The 16,961-nt window shown below is 73.5% G+C and carries 17 protein-coding genes; 8 read left to right on the top strand and 9 right to left on the bottom strand.

Annotated features, from left to right (window positions below):
- Positions 1 to 263 precede the first annotated feature (263 nt).
- Positions 264 to 1,115 carry a tyrosine-type recombinase/integrase gene (locus tag AC07BS_RS20390; protein WP_478933557.1) on the top strand — a complete coding sequence of 284 codons (852 nt, stop codon included), beginning with the start codon at positions 264 to 266 and terminating at the stop codon, positions 1,113 to 1,115.
- 62 nt (positions 1,116 to 1,177) lie between these two features.
- Here AC07BS_RS20390 and AC07BS_RS20385 read toward each other — a convergent pair whose 3' ends face one another.
- The 3 genes from AC07BS_RS20385 to AC07BS_RS20375 form a co-directional block, all read right to left on the bottom strand.
- Complete coding sequence (locus AC07BS_RS20385) at positions 1,178 to 1,777, bottom strand: restriction endonuclease (protein ID WP_478933571.1); 600 nt, start codon at positions 1,775 to 1,777, stop codon at positions 1,178 to 1,180.
- An 83-nt stretch (positions 1,778 to 1,860) separates the two neighbouring features.
- Positions 1,861 to 2,073 carry a hypothetical protein gene (locus AC07BS_RS20380; RefSeq protein WP_478912266.1) on the bottom strand — a complete coding sequence of 71 codons (213 nt, stop codon included), beginning with the start codon at positions 2,071 to 2,073 and terminating at the stop codon, positions 1,861 to 1,863.
- 400 nt (positions 2,074 to 2,473) lie between these two features.
- Complete coding sequence (locus AC07BS_RS20375; RefSeq protein ID WP_478640424.1) at positions 2,474 to 3,625, bottom strand: magnesium and cobalt transport protein CorA; 1,152 nt, start codon at positions 3,623 to 3,625, stop codon at positions 2,474 to 2,476.
- Between the two features lie 127 nt (positions 3,626 to 3,752).
- Between AC07BS_RS20375 and AC07BS_RS20370 the strand changes: the two genes are divergently transcribed.
- Positions 3,753 to 4,865: a winged helix DNA-binding domain-containing protein gene (locus tag AC07BS_RS20370; protein WP_478933555.1), complete on the top strand. Its 1,113-nt coding sequence runs from the start codon at positions 3,753 to 3,755 to the stop codon at positions 4,863 to 4,865.
- Between the two features lie 213 nt (positions 4,866 to 5,078).
- Here AC07BS_RS20370 and lysA read toward each other — a convergent pair whose 3' ends face one another.
- A complete protein-coding gene (gene lysA / locus AC07BS_RS20365) occupies positions 5,079 to 6,413 on the bottom strand; it encodes a diaminopimelate decarboxylase (protein WP_478933569.1) in 1,335 nt (444 codons plus the stop codon).
- A 124-nt stretch (positions 6,414 to 6,537) separates the two neighbouring features.
- Complete coding sequence (locus tag AC07BS_RS20360) at positions 6,538 to 6,930, bottom strand: SAV_915 family protein (RefSeq protein ID WP_478640421.1); 393 nt, start codon at positions 6,928 to 6,930, stop codon at positions 6,538 to 6,540.
- A gap of 352 nt (positions 6,931 to 7,282) precedes the next feature.
- Between AC07BS_RS20360 and AC07BS_RS20355 the strand changes: the two genes are divergently transcribed.
- The gene (locus tag AC07BS_RS20355) at positions 7,283 to 8,977 is read left to right on the top strand and encodes an AMP-binding protein (protein ID WP_478933553.1); all 1,695 of its coding nucleotides are present in this window, start codon (positions 7,283 to 7,285) and stop codon (positions 8,975 to 8,977) included.
- Positions 8,974 to 10,620, top strand: coding sequence for an AMP-binding protein (locus AC07BS_RS20350; protein WP_478933551.1), 1,647 nt, complete (start codon positions 8,974 to 8,976; stop codon positions 10,618 to 10,620). The genes AC07BS_RS20355 and AC07BS_RS20350 overlap by 4 nt, the downstream gene beginning before the upstream one ends.
- A gap of 232 nt (positions 10,621 to 10,852) precedes the next feature.
- On the opposite strand, the gene AC07BS_RS20345 is transcribed toward AC07BS_RS20350, so the two are convergent.
- From AC07BS_RS20345 to AC07BS_RS20330, 4 genes are all read right to left on the bottom strand, one after another.
- Positions 10,853 to 11,563 carry a hypothetical protein gene (locus AC07BS_RS20345; RefSeq protein WP_478640415.1) on the bottom strand — a complete coding sequence of 237 codons (711 nt, stop codon included), beginning with the start codon at positions 11,561 to 11,563 and terminating at the stop codon, positions 10,853 to 10,855.
- 174 nt (positions 11,564 to 11,737) lie between these two features.
- The gene (gcl, locus tag AC07BS_RS20340) at positions 11,738 to 13,456 is read right to left on the bottom strand and encodes a glyoxylate carboligase (protein WP_478641091.1); all 1,719 of its coding nucleotides are present in this window, start codon (positions 13,454 to 13,456) and stop codon (positions 11,738 to 11,740) included.
- An 11-nt stretch (positions 13,457 to 13,467) separates the two neighbouring features.
- Positions 13,468 to 14,358: a 2-hydroxy-3-oxopropionate reductase gene (locus tag AC07BS_RS20335; protein WP_478933549.1), complete on the bottom strand. Its 891-nt coding sequence runs from the start codon at positions 14,356 to 14,358 to the stop codon at positions 13,468 to 13,470.
- A 101-nt stretch (positions 14,359 to 14,459) separates the two neighbouring features.
- The gene (locus AC07BS_RS20330; protein WP_478933547.1) at positions 14,460 to 15,323 is read right to left on the bottom strand and encodes a TIM barrel protein; all 864 of its coding nucleotides are present in this window, start codon (positions 15,321 to 15,323) and stop codon (positions 14,460 to 14,462) included.
- A 57-nt stretch (positions 15,324 to 15,380) separates the two neighbouring features.
- Between AC07BS_RS20330 and AC07BS_RS20325 the strand changes: the two genes are divergently transcribed.
- From AC07BS_RS20325 to uraH, 4 genes are all read left to right on the top strand, one after another.
- Entirely contained in the window at positions 15,381 to 15,635 is a 255-nt protein-coding gene (locus AC07BS_RS20325; protein ID WP_478640409.1) for a hypothetical protein, read from the top strand.
- Positions 15,636 to 15,679: 44 nt separating this feature from the next.
- On the top strand, positions 15,680 to 15,982 hold the full coding sequence (locus tag AC07BS_RS20320; protein WP_478641089.1) for a helix-turn-helix domain-containing protein: 303 nt from the start codon (positions 15,680 to 15,682) through the stop codon (positions 15,980 to 15,982).
- A gap of 90 nt (positions 15,983 to 16,072) precedes the next feature.
- Positions 16,073 to 16,621, top strand: a complete 549-nt coding sequence (uraD, locus tag AC07BS_RS20315) for a 2-oxo-4-hydroxy-4-carboxy-5-ureidoimidazoline decarboxylase (RefSeq protein WP_478640408.1) — start codon at positions 16,073 to 16,075, stop codon at positions 16,619 to 16,621.
- On the top strand, positions 16,618 to 16,959 hold the full coding sequence (gene uraH, locus AC07BS_RS20310) for a hydroxyisourate hydrolase (protein WP_478640407.1): 342 nt from the start codon (positions 16,618 to 16,620) through the stop codon (positions 16,957 to 16,959). The genes uraD and uraH overlap by 4 nt, the downstream gene beginning before the upstream one ends.
- Positions 16,960 to 16,961: the final 2 nt, after the last annotated feature.

Below are 16,961 nucleotides of genomic sequence, written 5' to 3'. Positions count from 1 at the left end.
CATCGATGTTCGCCACCCCGCCGCCCTGCGGACGGACCCGCGCCGCAGGCAGCAACGGCTTCACCAACGGCCACAAACCGCCAGGAACAATCCAGCCCCACCGCCCGCTCCCCATGCCCACACCAACGGACAACAGCCATATAGGACACGGTCTAAGCGGGTCGACGAGCGCGTGCGCCTCCACATCCTTCCGCATCTCGGCGAGTTGGCGCTGAGGGACGTCTCCGCGACTGCCCTTCGCAGCTACATCGCCACCCTCGAAGGTGAGCGCGCCCCCCCCCCGCTACGCCCGGCAGATCCTCACCACCCTCTCCAACGTCTTCGAGACGGCGATCGACGACAAGCGGCTCGTCCGCAACCCGATGCGCGCCAAGTCGGTGCGCTGGCCCAAGGTGCCGGAGGACCAGCGGGAGGCATGGCCGCTGGAGACCGCGCAGCGGGTGCGGGACGCGATCAAGGCGCGGTACCGCATCGCGGTCGTCGTCGCCCTCGGGTGCGGGCTACGCCAGGGGGAGGTCTTCGGCCTCTCCCCGGAAGATGTCGACTTCGAGCGTGGCGTTATCCGTGTGCGTCGGCAGGTTCAACTCCTCAATGGGCGCTTGTACTTCACCCTTCCGAAGGGTGGGAAGACTCGCATCGCCGACATGCCCCGGTCCGTCGCGACCGAGCTGACTGCCGACTTCCTGCAGCACCCAGCCGTCGAGGTGGAACTGCCCTGGGGCGGCCCGGAGCCCGAGCGTGAGAAGCGGACCTTCCCGCTCGTTCTGACCACGACGTACGGAAACGCGATCCGCGCCAACATCTTCAACGATGAGGTCTGGAAGCCTGCCCTCGCCGCAGCAGGGGTCATCCCCATGCGGGAGAAGGGGAAGCGCTGGAAGGCATCACGCAAGGATGGCTTCCACGTCCTCCGGCACACCTTCGCCTCGATCATCCTCGAAGCGGGCGAGTCCGTCGTCACCCTGGCCCGATGGCTGGGCCACTCCAGCCCGACCATCACCCTCGACCACTATGCCCACTTCATGCCGGAGGCCGGCGGCAAGGGGCGTGCCGCGGTCGATGCACTGCTCGGCCCGGTTTCCGAGCACGTCCCAGAGAGCTCGATCGCGGCCTGAGCAACGGGTGGTACAGCACATGCTGTGCCACCCGTTCTCGTTGGCGCGTCGCGGCACGCGTGTCATGCCGCTCGACGCCACGGCAAGCGGGAGCCTCTCGTGGGCAGCGCGAGCAGTTCGTGCAGGGGCCTACCTTTGTGGGCCCAGCGGTCCAGCCGGTTGCGGTCTACCCACCGCACGTCATGTCGGTCGCCCCAAGTCATGGCGTCGCGGGTGAATGAGCCGTTGGTGACGACGACGGCGTGGTCCGCCTTGTGCGCGGGACCCGCCGTGCCCTTCACCTGGTACATCACTGACGAGCCGACCTTGCCTCCGGCGCGTGTGTGTTTGGCCTGCACCACGATCCGCCCGAGGGGGGTCCGGACGCCGATCACGTCGGCGGCTTGGTCCCCGGCCCGGCCCACCTTCCTAGCCGCCCAGCCGTCGCGGACGAGGAGGTCACGCAGCGCGTACTCGAACTGCCCGTCGTCCATCGCATCGAACTCGGCCAGGGTGATGCGCAGACGAGCCAGCCGGTCGCTGTCCGCGCGATCTCGACGGTGGCCCCGGATCCGGAGGCTGACCACGGCGACGGCCAAGGCGAAGACGACCAAGCCCAGCAGCGGCCATGCCGCAGCGGCCTTCGTCATTAGGTTCGATGCGGCCTGCGCCAGGGCGACCATGACCGCGAGGGCCACGGCTGCCGCACCCAGGGCGTCCACGGTGCCGCGCGGTCGCCACCTGAGCCTTCGCTGCGGCCGGGCTGTCACTGCCCGCTCGCCGGCGCGGAGACGGCAGGCGTCGGGGCAGGCTGCGGCTCGGCTTCGCTGTCGCCGAACCCGAAGACCTGACCCCACAGCCATACGACCGCACACAAGCCGGCCACGGCCCAGACGCTCAGCCCCTTGGTGGACTTCGGCCCCGGCTTGCGGCGGAGGTGGCTTCGTACGCGCACGTACCCGTCCGGAACCTTCGACATGCTGCATCCCCTCCCTGTCTGTCCGCGCTGCGCGGACCTCCAGTTCGGTTGTAGCGGTGGCCACTGACAGAACCTGATGTCCCGTCATGATCGTGCGGGAGATAAGGGCACAAGTCGGCCATGCCTTCGCGAGTGTCTACCGTCCCTCGCGGTCCTCTGGTCTGCGCCGAGGCTTTCCGGCTGGGTGTCGTGGGCGGATGCGCAAGGCTTTCCGAATGTCCTGTTCCTGCGGAGTGCGGTGAGGAGCGACTGTGCCGGGCGCCGCCGCTCGACGAGAGGGAGGGCCTGAACCCGGTCTACCCGCTGCCGTGCATTCTCCCCGGATTCTCCCCAGGCGGCCTCCGGAGGCGTGATCCGTGGTTCGCTTCTGCTGAGTAGATCAAGGGTGTGGTGTGAGTACCTACAGCCAGTCGCGCTTCTTGAAGATGAAGTAGAGGCTCGTGCACACCACCGCCATCAGCAGGATCGCGAAGGGGTAGCCGAACGCCCAGTGCAGCTCGGGCATCGCCTCGAAGTTCATGCCGTAGATCGTGCCGACCAGCGTCGGTGCGAACAGGATCGCCGCCCATGAGGAGATCTTCTTGATCTCCTCGTTCTGCTCGAAGCCCGCCTCGGCCAGGGCGCGCATCTCGGCGTTCTGTTGTTGGGTGACCAGGGTGGCGTTGACCTGGAGGATGTCGGTCAGGGCCGAGCGGAAGCCGTCGACGCGTTCGCTGGTGTGGGTGACGTGGTCGGCTACGTCGCGGAGGTAGCGCTGGAGTTCGTCGTCCGTGCCGTATTTGGTGAAGCCCGCCATCAGGCCGTGCAGCATGCCCACCAGGGGGCGGGTGGCGCGCTGGAACTCCACCATCTCGCGGGCGAGTTCGTAGATGCGGCGGGAGACGGCCGGGTCGCCGCCGAAGACCTCGGTCTCGATCTCGTCGATGTCGTTCTGGACGCCCGCCACGACCGGGGCGTAGCCGTCGACCACGGCGTCCAGGATCGCGTAGAGCACGGCCTCCGGGCCGAGGGCGAGGAGTTCCGGGGTGGCCTCCATGCGGCGGCGGACGGCCGAGAGGTCCGGGGCCGCGCCGTGCCGGACGGTGATCACGAAGTCGGGGCCGACGAAGACGTGGAGCTCGCCGAAGTCGACCTCCTCGGGTGCGTCGAGGTAGCGCGCGGCCCGCAGTACGACGAACAGGGTGTCGCCGTAGCGCTCCAGCTTGGGGCGCTGGTGGGCCTCCAGGGCGTCCTCGATGGCGAGCTGGTGGAGGTCGAACTCCTCGGCCAGCGAGAAGAGTTCCCCCTCGGTCGGGCGGTACAGCCCGATCCAGGCCATGCTGTCGGGCTGTTCCCGCAGCTGCCGGTACGTGTCGGCCAGCGAGCCCGGGGTGGCCACGCGGTGGCCGTCGCGGTAGACGGCCGCCTGGACGACGCTGCCCTGCTCGGCCGCGGGTTCGGCGGCCGTACCGGGAGCGGGCTCCGCGCCGGGGTTCTGCCGGCCGTTCGCGGGGCGCAGCCAGGAGTGCTTCCGGGGGGACGACGAGCGGTGACGCGGAGGGCGCTCGGCCATGGTTCTCTCGTCCCTCTCGCTCGTCACTGGATAGCGGAATTCAGGATATTCAGGATATACGGCGTCGAAGGAAACACTCGGGCGGCCCCAGGAGGCGCTGTCAGTGCCTCCGCCTACCGTAAGGGGCATGAGAACAGCCGCACCGGCCGGGCCCGTCCTCACCACGCGCGAGCTCAACCGTGCCCTGCTCGCCCGCCAGCTCCTGCTGCGCCGGGCCGCGCTGCCCGCCCTGGAGGCGGTCGAGCACCTGGTCGGGTTGCAGGCGCAGGCCCCCGTCGATCCGTACTACGCGCTGGCCGCCCGGCTGGAGGGCTTCGACCCCGAGGAGCTTTCCGGGCTGCTCGCCTCGCGGGCCGCCGTGCGCGTCTCGGTGATGCGCTCCACCCTCCACCTGGTCAGCGCCCACGACTGCCTCGTCCTGCGCCCGCTGACCCAGCCCGTGCAGGAGCGCCTCCTGCGCGGTTCCCACGGCAAGCGGCTCGGGGGAGTGGACCTGGAGCGGGTGGCCGCCCGCGCCCGGGAGCTGATGGCCGGGCGCCCGTACACCTTCCAGGAGCTGGGCGCGGCGCTGGCCGAGGAATGGCCCGGCAGCGCGCCGCAGGACCTGGCCATGGCCGCCCGGGCGCTGCTGCCGCTCGTGCAGGTGCCGCCGCGCGGGCTGTGGGGCCGCGGCGGCCCGGCGGCCCATACGACCGCCGGGACCTGGCTGGGCCGGGAGCCGGGGCCCGCGCCCGCCCCCGACGAGGTCCTCCTGCGGTATCTGCGCGCCTTCGGCCCCGCCTCCGTCAAGGACATGCGGCAGTGGTCCGGCCTGACCCGGCTGCGCGAGCGGGTGGACACGCTGCGGCCCGGGCTGCGCGTCTTCCGCGACGAGCACGGCGTGGAGCTCCTCGACCTGCCGGACGCCCCGCTGCCCGGCGCCGACGTCCCGGCTCCGGTGCGCTTCCTGCCGGAGTTCGACAACCTCACGCTCTCCCACGCCGACCGGGCCCGGATCGCCACGCCCGACGACCTGCGCCGGGTCTGGCGGGTCAACCGCGCCAACCGCCAGTTCCTGCTGGACGGCTTCGTCGCCGGCATCTGGCGCCTGGATCAGGGGCGGGACACGGCCACGCTCACCGTCGTCCCCTTCCGCCCGCCGACGAAGGCCGACCGGGCCGCGCTGGCCGACGAGGCCGCCGGGGTGCTGGCGATGGCCGCCCCCGGTGCCGACCACGACGTCCGGTTCGCCGAAGCCTAGGTCCTCAGCGAGCGCAGGTGTACCCGTACCACCCGTCGCGTCTCCTCCGCCCCCGTCCGCTCCGGGTATCGGCCTGTGGACCCTGAAGGACGCGCGGGGGCTCGGTGGCGCGGACTACGTCTGGGTGTGGTCGCCGGCTCCCTGCCCGGCGCCGGGCTCGGTGCGGCCCGCGGCCTGCTGACCGGCCTGCCCTTCGCGCCCGAGCGGCGGCCCCTACTCCGTCACCTCCCGGCTCCACAGATCCGCCGGCGTCTCCCGGCGCACCAGCAGCCGCGCCCGGCCGTCCGTCACCGCGGTCACCGGCGGGCGCCCGACGAGGTTGTAGGCCGAGGCCATCGACAGGTGGTAAGCGCCCGACGCGGGCACCGCCAGCACGTCGCCGGGACGGACGTCCCCCGGCAGCGGCACCTCCTCCGCCAGGACGTCGCCCGCCTCGCAGTGCCGGCCCACGACCGTCACCGCCCGCGCCGGCACCGGCGAGGAACGCCCCACCAGCCGCACGGTGTACCGCGCGCCGTACAGCGCCGGGCGGGGGTTGTCGCTCATGCCGCCGTCCACGGCCACGAACGTCCGGCCGCCCGAGGACTTCACCGACAGCACGCGGTACAGCGCCACCCCCGCCGGGCCCGCGATCCAGCGGCCGGGCTCGACGGCCAACCGGGGCACCGGAAGGTCCGCGTGGGCGCAGCGCAGGGCCAGTTCGGCGCCGACCCGGGCCGCGTACGCGTCCGGGTCGAGGGCCGGTTCGCCGTCGCGGTAGGCGATGGCGAAGCCGCCGCCCAGGTCCAGCTCCGGGAAGGTCACCCCGTGGGTGTCGCGGAGGGCGGAGAGGAAGGCCACCAGGCGGCGGACGGCGGCGACATAGGGGTCGACCGAGGCGATCTGGGAGCCGAGGTGGCAGTGGAGGCCGACGAGTTCGAGGCGCGGCTGGCCCAGGACGCGGGCCACGGCGTCCGCCGCCTCGCCGTTCTCCAGGGACAGCCCGAACTTCTGGCCCTCCACCCCCGTGCGCACCGCCCGGTGCGCGCCGGCGGACACCCCGGGCACCACCCGCACGAGCACCTTCTGCCGGGCGCCGGCCGGCACCAGCGCCGCGAGCCGGGCGATCTCGCCGGCGCTGTCGAGGACCACCCGGCCCACGCCCAGGCGCAGGGCCGCGCGCAGGTCGCCGGGGCTCTTGGCGTTGCCGTGGAGCACGATCCGCTCACCGGGGAAGCCGGCGTGGGCGGCGAGCTCGAGTTCCCCGGCCGAGCAGACGTCGAGGCGGAGCCCCTCCTCCTCGACCCAGCGGACCATGGCCCGGGTGAGGAACGCCTTGCCGGCGTAGGCGACGTCGCCGTCCGGCAGGGCGGCGCGCCAGGCCCGGGCGCGCGTCCGCACCTCGTCCTCGTCGACGACGTAGACGGGGGTGCCGAAGCGGTCGGCGATCTCGGCGAGCGGCACCCCGCCGACGGACAGGTCGCCCGAGGGCAGCACCCGCGCGGAGGCGGGCCACACCGGGCCCGGCCGGCCGGGCCCCGGCACGGGCTCCCCGGGCAGCGGCGGCAGCGCGGCCGGGGCCAGGGGGCCGAGGGGAACGAGAGGGGCGGGGCCGCGGGGGACGACGGGAAGGGACGACACGGATGATCTCCTTCGGGGGAAAACGGTGGGCGCGAGGAGTCAGCCGGGGCCGTCAGACGGCGAAGCCGGGCGGCAGCGGCGCGCCGGCCTCGGCGGAGGGGCGCGCGGCCGGCGCCGACAGCTGCGGGTCGACGCGGACGGCGGCCACCCCCAGGGGCACGGCCAGGGCCCGTACGGCGGGCAGGGCGAGGCGGACCGAGGCCACGTCCCGGCCCAGGCAGTCCGTCAGCCGCTGCCGGGAGGTGAAGGCGACGGCCGTGCGGCCGCCGAGCGGGGTGCGGTAGACGCGTAGGGCGTATCCGCAGGCACACGGGCGCACCGGGACGTGGAGGAGGTCCGCCCGGACGGGATGGGACGGTTCGCCGTCGTCGGAGGGGAGGCTGTCGGGTCCGCACGCGCCGGTGACGGCGGCGACGGCGGCGGCTTGCGCGGGGGTACGGCTCACATGCATGACGGTCCTCGGGAGGTGGGTCGGGCGGTTGCGTCGGTCACGCTATGCCCGCCTCGCCGCCGGTCGAGCGTCTCTTTGACAGCACGTTGACCCTCGCCACCGCAGCCTTGACGGACCGTTGACGGCCGGCCGCCGGCCCAAACCCGTAGCTCCTGGGGAATGCCCAGGTCAGCGCGGTGCGCGGGGACCGGACGGCTCTCGCCGCGCGAACACGGCGCACGCACCCGTTCGTCGCGCGCCGGGGCGGACGGCGACCCTCCGCCCGCCGGGTCTGGCCTGACACGGGATCACCGTCGCACGATGATGGGCAGCGGGCCGGCGGCCGGCCCGGCAACCTGGAGGACAAGTGACGGCAACGACCCCGACCGGCACCGCCGGCCCGGCGCACGCGTTCCGGGCGGCGCGGGACTTCCTGCTCGCACATCGCGAGGACTACGACGCCGCCCGCGCGGGCTTCGTCTGGCCGCGGCCCGCCGAGTTCAACTGGGCCCTGGACTGGTTCGACGCGATCGCCCGGGACAACGACCGCACCGCCCTGTGGATCGTCGAGGAGGACGGCAGCGAGGCCCGGCTGACCTTCGACGCCCTCCGCCGCCGCTCCGACCGGGTCGCCAACTGGCTGCGCGCCCACGGCGTACGGGCCGGTGACCGCGTCGTCGTCATGCTGGGCAACCAGACCGAGCTGTGGGAGGTGGCCCTCGCGGCGATGAAGCTGCGGGCCGTCGTCATCCCCGCCACACCCCTGCTGGGCACCGCCGACCTCGTGGACCGCGTCGAACGCGGCCGCGCGGCGCATGTGATCGTCCGGGGCACCGACGCCGGCAAGTTCGCCGACGTGCCCGGCGCCTACACCCGGATCGCGGTCGGCGGCACCGGCGAGCCGGGCTGGCTGGCCTACGAGGAGTCCGCCCGGGCCGGCGCGGACTTCACCCCCGACGGACCCACCCGCGCCGACGACCCCCTCCTCCTCTACTTCACCTCCGGCACCACCGCCCGCCCCAAACTGGTGGAGCACACGCACACCTCGTACCCCATCGGCCACTTGACCACCATGTACTGGATCGGGCTGCGTCCCGGGGACGTCCATCTCAACATCTCCTCCCCGGGCTGGGCCAAGCACGCCTGGTCCAACCTCTTCGCCCCCTGGAACGCCGAGGCCACCGTCTTCGTCCACAACTACACGCGCTTCGACCCCGCGCGCCTCATGGCCGAGATGGACCGCTGCGGCGTTACCAGCTTCTGCGCCCCGCCCACCGTCTGGCGCATGCTCATCCAGGCCGACCTGACCGCCCTGCGCACCCCGCCCCGCGAGGCGGTGGCCGCCGGCGAACCCCTCAACCCCGAGGTCATCGAGGCCGTCCGGCGCGCCTGGGGCCTCACCATCCGCGACGGCTTCGGGCAGACCGAGACCTCGGTGCAGGTCGCCAACCCGCCCGGCCAGGAGCTGCGCACCGGCTCCATGGGCCGCCCCAGCCCCGGCTTCGACGTCGTCCTCCTCGACCCCCACACCGGCGAACCGGCCGACGAGGGCGAGATCGCCCTCGACCTCACCGACCGGCCCGTCGGCCTGATGACCGGCTACGCCGGCGACCCCGAACGCACCGCCGAGGTGATGGCGGACGGGTACTACCGGACCGGAGACATCGGCTCGCGCGACGCCGACGGCTACATCACCTACGTCGGCCGCGCCGACGACGTCTTCAAGTCCAGCGACTACAAGATCTCCCCCTTCGAGCTCGAGAGCGCCCTCCTGGAGCACGAGGCCGTCGCCGAGGCCGCCGTCGTACCCGCCCCCGACCCGCTGCGGCTGACCGTGCCCAAGGCCTACGTGGTCCTCGCCGCCGGCTGGGAGCCGGGCCCGGACACCGCCAAGGCCCTCTTCGCCCACTCGCGCGCCGTGCTCGCCCCCTACAAGCGGCTGCGCCGCCTGGAGTTCGCCGATCTGCCCAAGACCGTGTCCGGCAAGATCCGCCGCATCGAGCTGCGCGAACGCACCGCGCGGGGCGGCGGCGACGAGTACCGAGAGGAAGACCACCGGTGAGCACCCCCTCCCCGTCCCACGCGGCGGGCCCCGCCGACACCCCGCTGCTCGACGACACCATCGGCGCGAACCTGGCCCGTTCGATCGCGCGCTTCCCCGACCGCGAGGCCCTCGTCGACGTCCAGGGCGGGCGCCGCTGGACCTACGCCGAGTTCGGCGCGGCCGTGGACGAGGTCGCCCTGGGACTGCTCGCCAAGGGTGTGCGGAAGGGCGACCGGGTGGGCATCTGGGCCGTCAACTGCCCCGAGTGGGTCATGGTGCAGTACGCCACGGCCCGCGTCGGCGCCATCATGGTCAACGTCAACCCGGCCTACCGGGTGCACGAACTGGCCTATGTCCTGCGACAGGCCGGGATCAGCCTGCTCGTCTCCTCCACCGAGTTCCGTACCAGCGACTACCGCCGCATGGTCGAACAGGTCCGCTCCGGCTGTCCCGCCCTGCGCGACGTCGTCTACATCGACGACCCCACCTGGGACGGCCTGGTCGCCCTCGGCGCCCGCACCGACCCCGAGCGGCTCGCCGAGCGCGGCCTGCTGCTGCGCTGCGACGACCCGGTGAACATCCAGTACACCTCCGGCACCACGGGCTTCGCCAAGGGCGCCACCCTCTCCCACCGCAACATCCTCAACAACGGTTATTTCGTGGGGGAGACCCTCGGCTACACCGAGGAGGACCGCATCGCCCTCCCGGTGCCCTTCTACCACTGCTTCGGCATGGTGATGGGCAACCTCGCGGCCACCTCCCACGGCGCCTGCGTGGTGATCCCGGCGCCCGTCTTCGACCCCACCGCCACCCTCCACGCCGTCGAACGCGAGTGCTGCACCTCGCTCTACGGCGTCCCCACCATGTTCATCGCCGAGCTCGGCCTGCCCGACTTCGCCACCTACGACCTCTCCTCGCTGCGTACCGGCATCATGGCGGGGTCGCCGTGCCCGGCGGAGGTGATGAAGCGCGTCGTCGCCGAGATGCACATGTCCGAGGTCGCCATCTGCTACGGGATGACCGAGACATCCCCGGTCTCCACCCAGACCCGGCGCGACGACGACCTCGACCGCCGTACCGGCACCGTCGGCCGGGTGCTGCCGCACATCGAGGTCAAGGTCGTCGACCCCGGCACGGGCGCGACGGTCCCGTGCGGCGAGCCGGGGGAGCTGTGCACCCGGGGCTACTCGGTGATGACGGGCTACTGGGACGACCCCGAGCGCACCGCCGAGGCCGTCGACGCCGAGGGCTGGATGCACACCGGCGACCTCGCGGAGATGGGCGAGGACGGCTACGTACGGATCGTCGGCCGCATCAAGGACATGATCATCAGGGGCGGGGAGAACGTGTACCCGCGGGAGATCGAGGAGTTCCTCCACACCCATCCGAAGATCGCCGACGTCCAGGTCGTCGGTGTCCCCGACGAGAAGTACGGGGAGGAGATCATGGCCTGCGTCATCCTGCGGGACCCGGCCGAGACCCTCACCCGTGACGAGCTCGCCCGCTACTGCCGGGGCCGGCTCGCGCACTACAAGGTGCCGCGCCACCTGTGGCTGATGGAGGCCTTCCCGATGACCGTCAGCGGCAAGGTGCGGAAGGTGGAGCTGAGGGAGGAGGCCGCGAGGCTGCTGAGCCCCACGACGACCGTGCCGCGCGCCTGAGCGCTCCGCCGGACGTGCGCGGGGCGGGCCGCTCGGCGGCCCGCCCCGTCACCCCCCGTCGTGGGTTGCCCCGTTTCCCCCGTTCCCCGTAGCGCGGCGTTCCCCCGTGGGCGGGCCCGCGTTCCCCCGTGCTGCGCGGGCCCGTGTGCTCAAGTCTCGGCCCGTACGTGTCAACTCGCCACCGTCGTGCCGTAGTTCAGAGCAAGACTTGAGCTTGGGGGTGCGCGCGGGCTCAGCCGCGGGAGCGCCCCGCGAGATCGTCGGCCCATTCGTTCAGGGCGCGCGGGGTGCCCGTCAGATCCATCACGAACAGCGGTAGCCGCAGGTCGTCGGCGCGGCAGCGGGCGTCGGGGGCGTAGCCGGCCAGCGAGAAGCAGGCGGCGTCCGCGGTGTCCAGCAGGCCGTGCAGCCACAGGCATTCGATGTCGCGCAGGGTGGTGGGCAGGGTGGTGGGGTCGACGCGGGCCACGAGCCCGGTGGCCCGCAGGTCCACCCCGGCCGCGGCGGGGGCCGGGCAGCTGCCGGGCCTCGTCACGTCGGTGAAGCCGAGCCAGCGCAGATAGCGCTCGGCGGCCATCACGGCGTCGCGCTCGGTGCGGATGGCCACCGGGCGGAAGACCGCGCGGGAGGGGGCGCGGCGGCGCGGAGCCGGCTCGGGCTCCGGCTCCCGCTCCGGCTCGCGCACCGGTTCGACGGGCAGGCGCACCACCGTTCCGCAGGAGCAGCCGAACTCGGGCCGGGGCCACTGGCCGCGGCGGTCGCAGGACGGGCAGCGCACGGCCACCCAGGAGTCCCGCCAGGTGCGGTGGGTCATTAACTCCGCCTCGGCCTCCGGCAGGACCGGCACGGTGAGCGGGGCTCCGCACGCGCAGGGGAAGGTCGGTGGGGTGAAGGAGTGTTCCCGGTGGCACGTGGGGCAGTGCACCGGCACGCTCTTGGCCATCTTCGGCTCCAGCGAGTGGTCCGTAGGGGTTGTGGGGTACCCCATCGTCCACGATGCGGGCGCGGCCCGGGAGCGAATCGCGAAGGCGGGAAGGAGGAGTTCCGGGCGGCGGCGCCGGGGCGCGGCCGACAGTGGTGCCGGCACCGTCGCCCGGAGGTGCGGTGGGTGCCCGGATCAGGGCGGGGGCTCGAACTCCCGTACGGAGTCGATGTCCTGGCCGTGGGGGGTGAAGGCCTCCCGGTCGATCATGATTTCGACCAGTGCGGGCCGGGAGGTGGCGGCGGCCTCCGCGCGCGCCCACGCGATCGCCGGCCGGATGTCCGCCGGCTCCACCACGCGGCGGGCCGCGCACCCGTAGGCCCGCGCGATCGCCACGTTGTCCGTGCCCGCCCGGTCGTAGTGGACGTCGACCTCGTAGTCCATCCGGTAGCGCGCGCCGTAGCCGGCCGCGGCCTGCCGGATCAGGCCCAGGTACTGGTTGTTGAGCAGGATCAGCACATACGGGACCGCGTACTGCGCCGCCACCGCCAGCTCCTCGACGAGGAACTGGAAGCCGTAGTCACCGACGATGCCGACCACCTCGGTGTCGCCCCGGCCCATGCCCTGGAGGGCCTTCTTCACCCCGATCGCCGCCGGGACCTCCCAGCCGAGCGGGCCCGCCTGGCCGCACACCTGGTAGTGGCGGGGCCGGTGGGCCTTCTGATGCTGGCCGCCCCAGATCTGGTACAGCCCGATGGCGGTGACGACATGGGTGTCCGGGCCGAAGGCCTCGTTGATCTCCCGGTAGACGCGCGGCGCCTTGACGGGCACGGTGTCGAAGTCGTCGCGGCGGGTCAGGGTCCGCTTGAGGTGGCGGCAGCGGGCCACCCAGGCCTCGGTCCGGGGCCGCGCCGCCCGGGCGCGGGCCTCCTCCAGCAAGGCGGCCAGGAACAGCCGCGCGTCCGAGACGATCCCCAGCTCCGGCTCGATCACCCGGCCGATCTGGGTGGGCTCGATGTCGACATGGACGAAGGTCCGGTCGCCCCGGTAGACGCCGGTGTCCGCGCCGGTGTGGCGGTCGCCGAAGCGGGCGCCCACCGCGAGGACGAAGTCGGCCTCCAGGAAGGAGGCGTTGGCGTAGCGCTGCGACGTCTGGATGCCCGTGGTGCCCATGTGCAGCTCGTGGTCGTCCTCGACGGCGCCCTTGCCCATGAGGGTGACCTGGAACGGCACCCGCAGATACTCCACCAGCGCCCGCAGCTCGGCGGCCGCGCCGGACAGGATCACCCCGCCGCCCGCCAGCACCAGCGGCCGCTCGGCGGCCAGCAGCAGGTCCAGGGCCGCCGCCACCCGGGGCGGGTGCGGCACCGCGGTCCGTACGGGCAGCCGGGTGTCGGTCGCCGCGTCGTAACGGATGTCGCGCCGGGCCACATCGACCGGGATATCGATCAGTACGGGCCCGGGGCGGCCCTCCCGCGCGGTGCGGAACGCCTCCCGGAACACCCAGGGGATCTGCGCCGCCTCCCTGACCTGCACCGCCCACTTGGTGACCGGCCGCGCGACGGCGACGATGTCGACCGCCTGGAACGCCTCCTGGTGCAGCCGGCCCGTCACCGCCTGCCCGGTGACGCACACCATCGGCACCGAGTCCGCGAAAGCTGTATAGAGACCGGTGACGAGATTGGTGCCGCCGGGGCCCGAGGTCGCGAGCGCCACGCCCACCCGGCCGTTGGTGCGGGCCCAGCCGTCCGCCATGTGGGCCGCGCCCTCCTCGTGCCGCACGATCAGGTGCTCGATGCCGCCGACGGCCTCCATCGCCTTGTACAGCGGCAGGATCGCGGCGCCCGGGCAGCCGAACACGACGTCCACGCCCTCGTCCTTGAGCACGTGCACCGCCGCCTCCATGGCCGGCATGGTGACCGCGCTCACGACGCCGCCGTCCCCGACAGCCGCTCGACGCCGCGCAGCAGCGCCGAGTGGTCGAGCCCGCCGTCGCCCTGCGCCCGGGCGGCGGCGACCAGCGTCGCCACCAACGCGCCCAGCGGCAGCACCGCGCCCACGGCCCGGGCGGCCTCGGTGACGATGCCCAGGTCCTTGTGGTGGAGGTCGATCCGGAAGCCGGGGGTGAACTCGCGGGCGAGGAAGTTGTGCCGCTTGCGACCGAGCACGGCCGACCCGGCGAGCCCGCCGGCCAGCACGTCGAGCGCCGCGGCGAGGTCCACGCCCGACCGCTCCAGGAACACCACGGCCTCCGCGCAGGCCTGGAGGTTGGCGGCGACGACGAGCTGGTTCGCGGCCTTGACCGTCTGCCCGGCGCCGTGGGGACCGCAGCGTACGACCGTCGTGCCCAGTGCCCCGAACAGCGGCCGGGCCTCGTCGGCGTCGGCCCGCTCCCCACCGACCATGATCGCGAGGGTGCCCTCGACGGCCCCCGCCTCACCGCCGGAGACCGGTGCGTCGAGGACCCGTACGCCCCGCCGGGCACCGGCGCCCGCGAGGGCCGTGGCGGTGGCCGGGGCCACCGTGGACATGTCGACGTACAGCGCGCCGGGCCTGACGTGGGCCAGGACGCCGTCCTCGCCGAGGGCGACGGCGGTGACCTCGGGGTCCGCCGGCAGCATCGTGATCACGACGTCGGCGTCCGCGACGGCCTCGCGCACCGAACCGGCGGGAGTGCCGCCGGCCGCGGCCAGCCGGTCGAGCCGGTCCGCCTCCAGGGTGTGGCCGGTGACGGCGTAACCGGCCCTGAGCAGGTTCTCGGCCATGGGCGCGCCCATGACGCCGAGGCCGATCCACGCGACGTGGGGGAGTGACATGGCGATCCCTTCCCGTGGGAGACCGTGGGAGACCGTGGGAGACACAACCGGGGGAGACGCGGCCGTGGGACACACAGCCGTGGGACACACGGCGGCCCCCGTCAGTGGTCGTCGGTGAGCCAACCGAAGCTGTGCGCGCTGCCGCGCTCGGAGGGCCGGTGCTCCAGCCCGACCCATCCGTCGTAGCCGGCGCGGCGGAGCCGGCCGAGCAGGCCCGGGACGTCGAGCCGGCCGGTGCCGGGCGCACCGCGCCCGGGCACGTCGGCGATCTGGACGTGGCCCGCCCGGCCGGCGTACCGGTCGACGACCGCCGGCAGGTCCTCGCCGCCCGTCGCCAGGTGGTAGAGGTCGAGCAGGACGCGGGTGTTGTCCAGGCCGGTCGCGGCGTTGACCCGGTCGGCCACCGCGGCGGCGTGCTCAGCCCGGGTGAGCGGATAGTGCGGCGACTCCACGGCGTTGAGCGCCTCGACGAGGACGACGGCGCCCGCCCGGTCGGCGGTGCGGGCGGCGAGGGCGAGGTTCTCCAGGGCCGTGGCGTCCTGCTCGGCGGCGGGGACGCCGGGCACGCGGTTGCCGTAGAGCGCGTTGAGCCGCCGGCAGCCGGCCGAGCGGGCGAACGCGACGGCGACCTCCACGTTGGCGCGGAAGCGCTCCGACTCCGCGCCGGGGACGGACAGCGCCCCCCGGTCCGGGCCGGGCAGCCGGCCCGCGTAGAAGTTGAGCGCGACGAGCCGGGTCCCGGCCTCCGCCAGCGCGGAGCGCAGCGCGTCGAGCGCGGCGGCGGGCGGCACCGGGTCCTCGGGCCACGGCCACCACAGCTCGACCGCCGTGAAACCGGCCGCGGCCGCCGCCGCGGGGCGCCGGGGCAACGGCAGCTCGGTGAAGAGGATGGAGAGGTTCACGTCGAAGCGACTCCTCGTCGCGGCCCCCTCGTGAGATTCCTTATCGTGGAAATCTACTTCCATGATGGGGAAGGTTGCTCCCGCCCGGCCAACCCTGTCAAGGCCCGGTACGTTGACCGCGTGCGATTGCGACTGGAGTTCACGACCGAGCCGTTCGACCTCGACGAGCCTCCCGCTCATGCCGTGGCGGCCCGTGGGGCGGTGGAGAGCGCCACGCTCGACGCCGTCGACGTCGGCCCGTTCGGCACCTCCGCCGAAGGGCGCGCCGACGCCGTCCTCGGCGCGCTGGACGCACTGCTGCGCGAGGCCCTCGGGGCCGGGGCCACCCGGGTGTCGCTCCAGGTCAACGTCATCGAGGACGGAGCGGGCACGTGAGCGAGCACCCGTTCCGCGCGGCCGTCCGGCCGCTCGTCGACGCCATGGGCGGGCGGCTGCTGGAGCCCGAGCAGGCCGGGGAGGACGACGTCGTCCTCTCCTGGGAGGGGCGCGCGGTCGTGGCCGTACGCCTGCCGCGCCTGGGCGACTCGCTGGAGCACCTCCTCGCCGACCTCGAGCGCCGCCACGGCGCACCGCTCGCCGAACTGGACCGCAGGACCAAGCAGTCGGTCGTACGGAACCTGGAGGCGCGCGGCGCGTTCTCGCTGCGGCACGGCGTGGAGACCGTCGCCGCGGCGCTCGGCGTCAGCCGCTTCACGATCTACAACTACCTGAACCGCGAATAGCGTTTCAACAAACTGTTGACGCGGTGGCCCCCAGGGCGTTAGCTATGCGCATCCCGTCCGAGCGCGACGAGCAGCGCCACGGAGGCTCCCGTGACTTCGAGTTCGACGCCGGGGCTCACCCGGTTCAACGCGGCCGAGGACGGCCCGGCGCGGGCCGCGCTGCGCGAGATCTGCGCCAGCGGCGCGTGGGCCGAAGCGGTCCTCGCCCGGCGCCCCTACCCCGACGCCGACGCGCTGCTGACCGCCAGCGACGACGCCGTCGCCCGGCTCGGGCCGGCCGACCTCGCCGAGGCCATGGCCGCCCATCCGCCCATCGGACGCCCCGCCCCCGGGGACCCGGTCTCCGCCCGCGAGCAGCGCGGCATGGCGGACGCCCCCGCCGGGCTCCGGGCCGAGATGCTGGAGCTGAACCTCGCCTACCAGGAGCGGTTCGGGCACGTCTTCCTCATCTGCGCCACCGGTCTGACGGCCGAGCAGATGCGGGACGCCGTACGGCGGCGCCTCGGCAACACGGCGGAGCGGGAGCGCGAGATCGTGCGGGGCGAACTGGGCCGCATCAACCGCGTCAGACTCGCCCGGCTCGCCGTACGCCCGGAGGCGGGCGAACGGGAGACGGGCCGGTCGGGGCGCCGGTCGTGACCGGCGGCGCGGCGACCGTCTCGACCCATGTCCTCGACACCGGCACGGGCCGCCCGGCGGCCGGCATCGGAATCGAACTCGCCGTACGGGACGGCGCGGAGGGCACCTGGACCGTCCTCACCACCGGGCGCACCGACACCGACGGCCGCTGGACGGACCTGCCCGCGCTGCCGCCGGAGGCCGCCCACGCCCGGCTGCGCTTCACCACCCCCACCCGGCCCTCCCGGCCCGCCTTCTTCCCGGAGGTGACGGTGACCTTCGCGGTCGACCCCGGCGAGCACCACCACGTCCCTCTGCTGCTCAGCCCGTTCGGCTACTCCGTATACCGAGGGAGCTAGCA

This window comes from Streptomyces sp. NPDC044063, from assembly GCF_056434285.1.
Note: the sequence above shows the minus strand (reverse complement) of the source record. Positions and strands in the feature narration are given on the sequence as shown.

Excerpts from the sequence above, each read along its gene's own strand:
- AC07BS_RS20385 (WP_478933571.1), bottom strand. The coding sequence starts at position 1,777 with ATGGTCGCCCTGGCGCAGGCCGCATCGAACCTAATGACGAAGGCCGCT.
- AC07BS_RS20380 (WP_478912266.1), bottom strand. The coding sequence starts at position 2,073 with ATGTCGAAGGTTCCGGACGGGTACGTGCGCGTACGAAGCCACCTCCGC.
- AC07BS_RS20375 (WP_478640424.1), bottom strand. The coding sequence starts at position 3,625 with ATGGCCGAGCGCCCTCCGCGTCACCGCTCGTCGTCCCCCCGGAAGCAC.
- AC07BS_RS20370 (WP_478933555.1), top strand. The coding sequence starts at position 3,753 with ATGAGAACAGCCGCACCGGCCGGGCCCGTCCTCACCACGCGCGAGCTC.
- AC07BS_RS20345 (WP_478640415.1), bottom strand. The coding sequence starts at position 11,563 with ATGGCCAAGAGCGTGCCGGTGCACTGCCCCACGTGCCACCGGGAACAC.
- gcl (WP_478641091.1), bottom strand. The coding sequence starts at position 13,456 with ATGCCGGCCATGGAGGCGGCGGTGCACGTGCTCAAGGACGAGGGCGTG.
- AC07BS_RS20335 (WP_478933549.1), bottom strand. The coding sequence starts at position 14,358 with ATGTCACTCCCCCACGTCGCGTGGATCGGCCTCGGCGTCATGGGCGCG.
- AC07BS_RS20330 (WP_478933547.1), bottom strand. The coding sequence starts at position 15,323 with ATGGAAGTAGATTTCCACGATAAGGAATCTCACGAGGGGGCCGCGACG.
- AC07BS_RS20320 (WP_478641089.1), top strand. The coding sequence starts at position 15,680 with ATGGGCGGGCGGCTGCTGGAGCCCGAGCAGGCCGGGGAGGACGACGTC.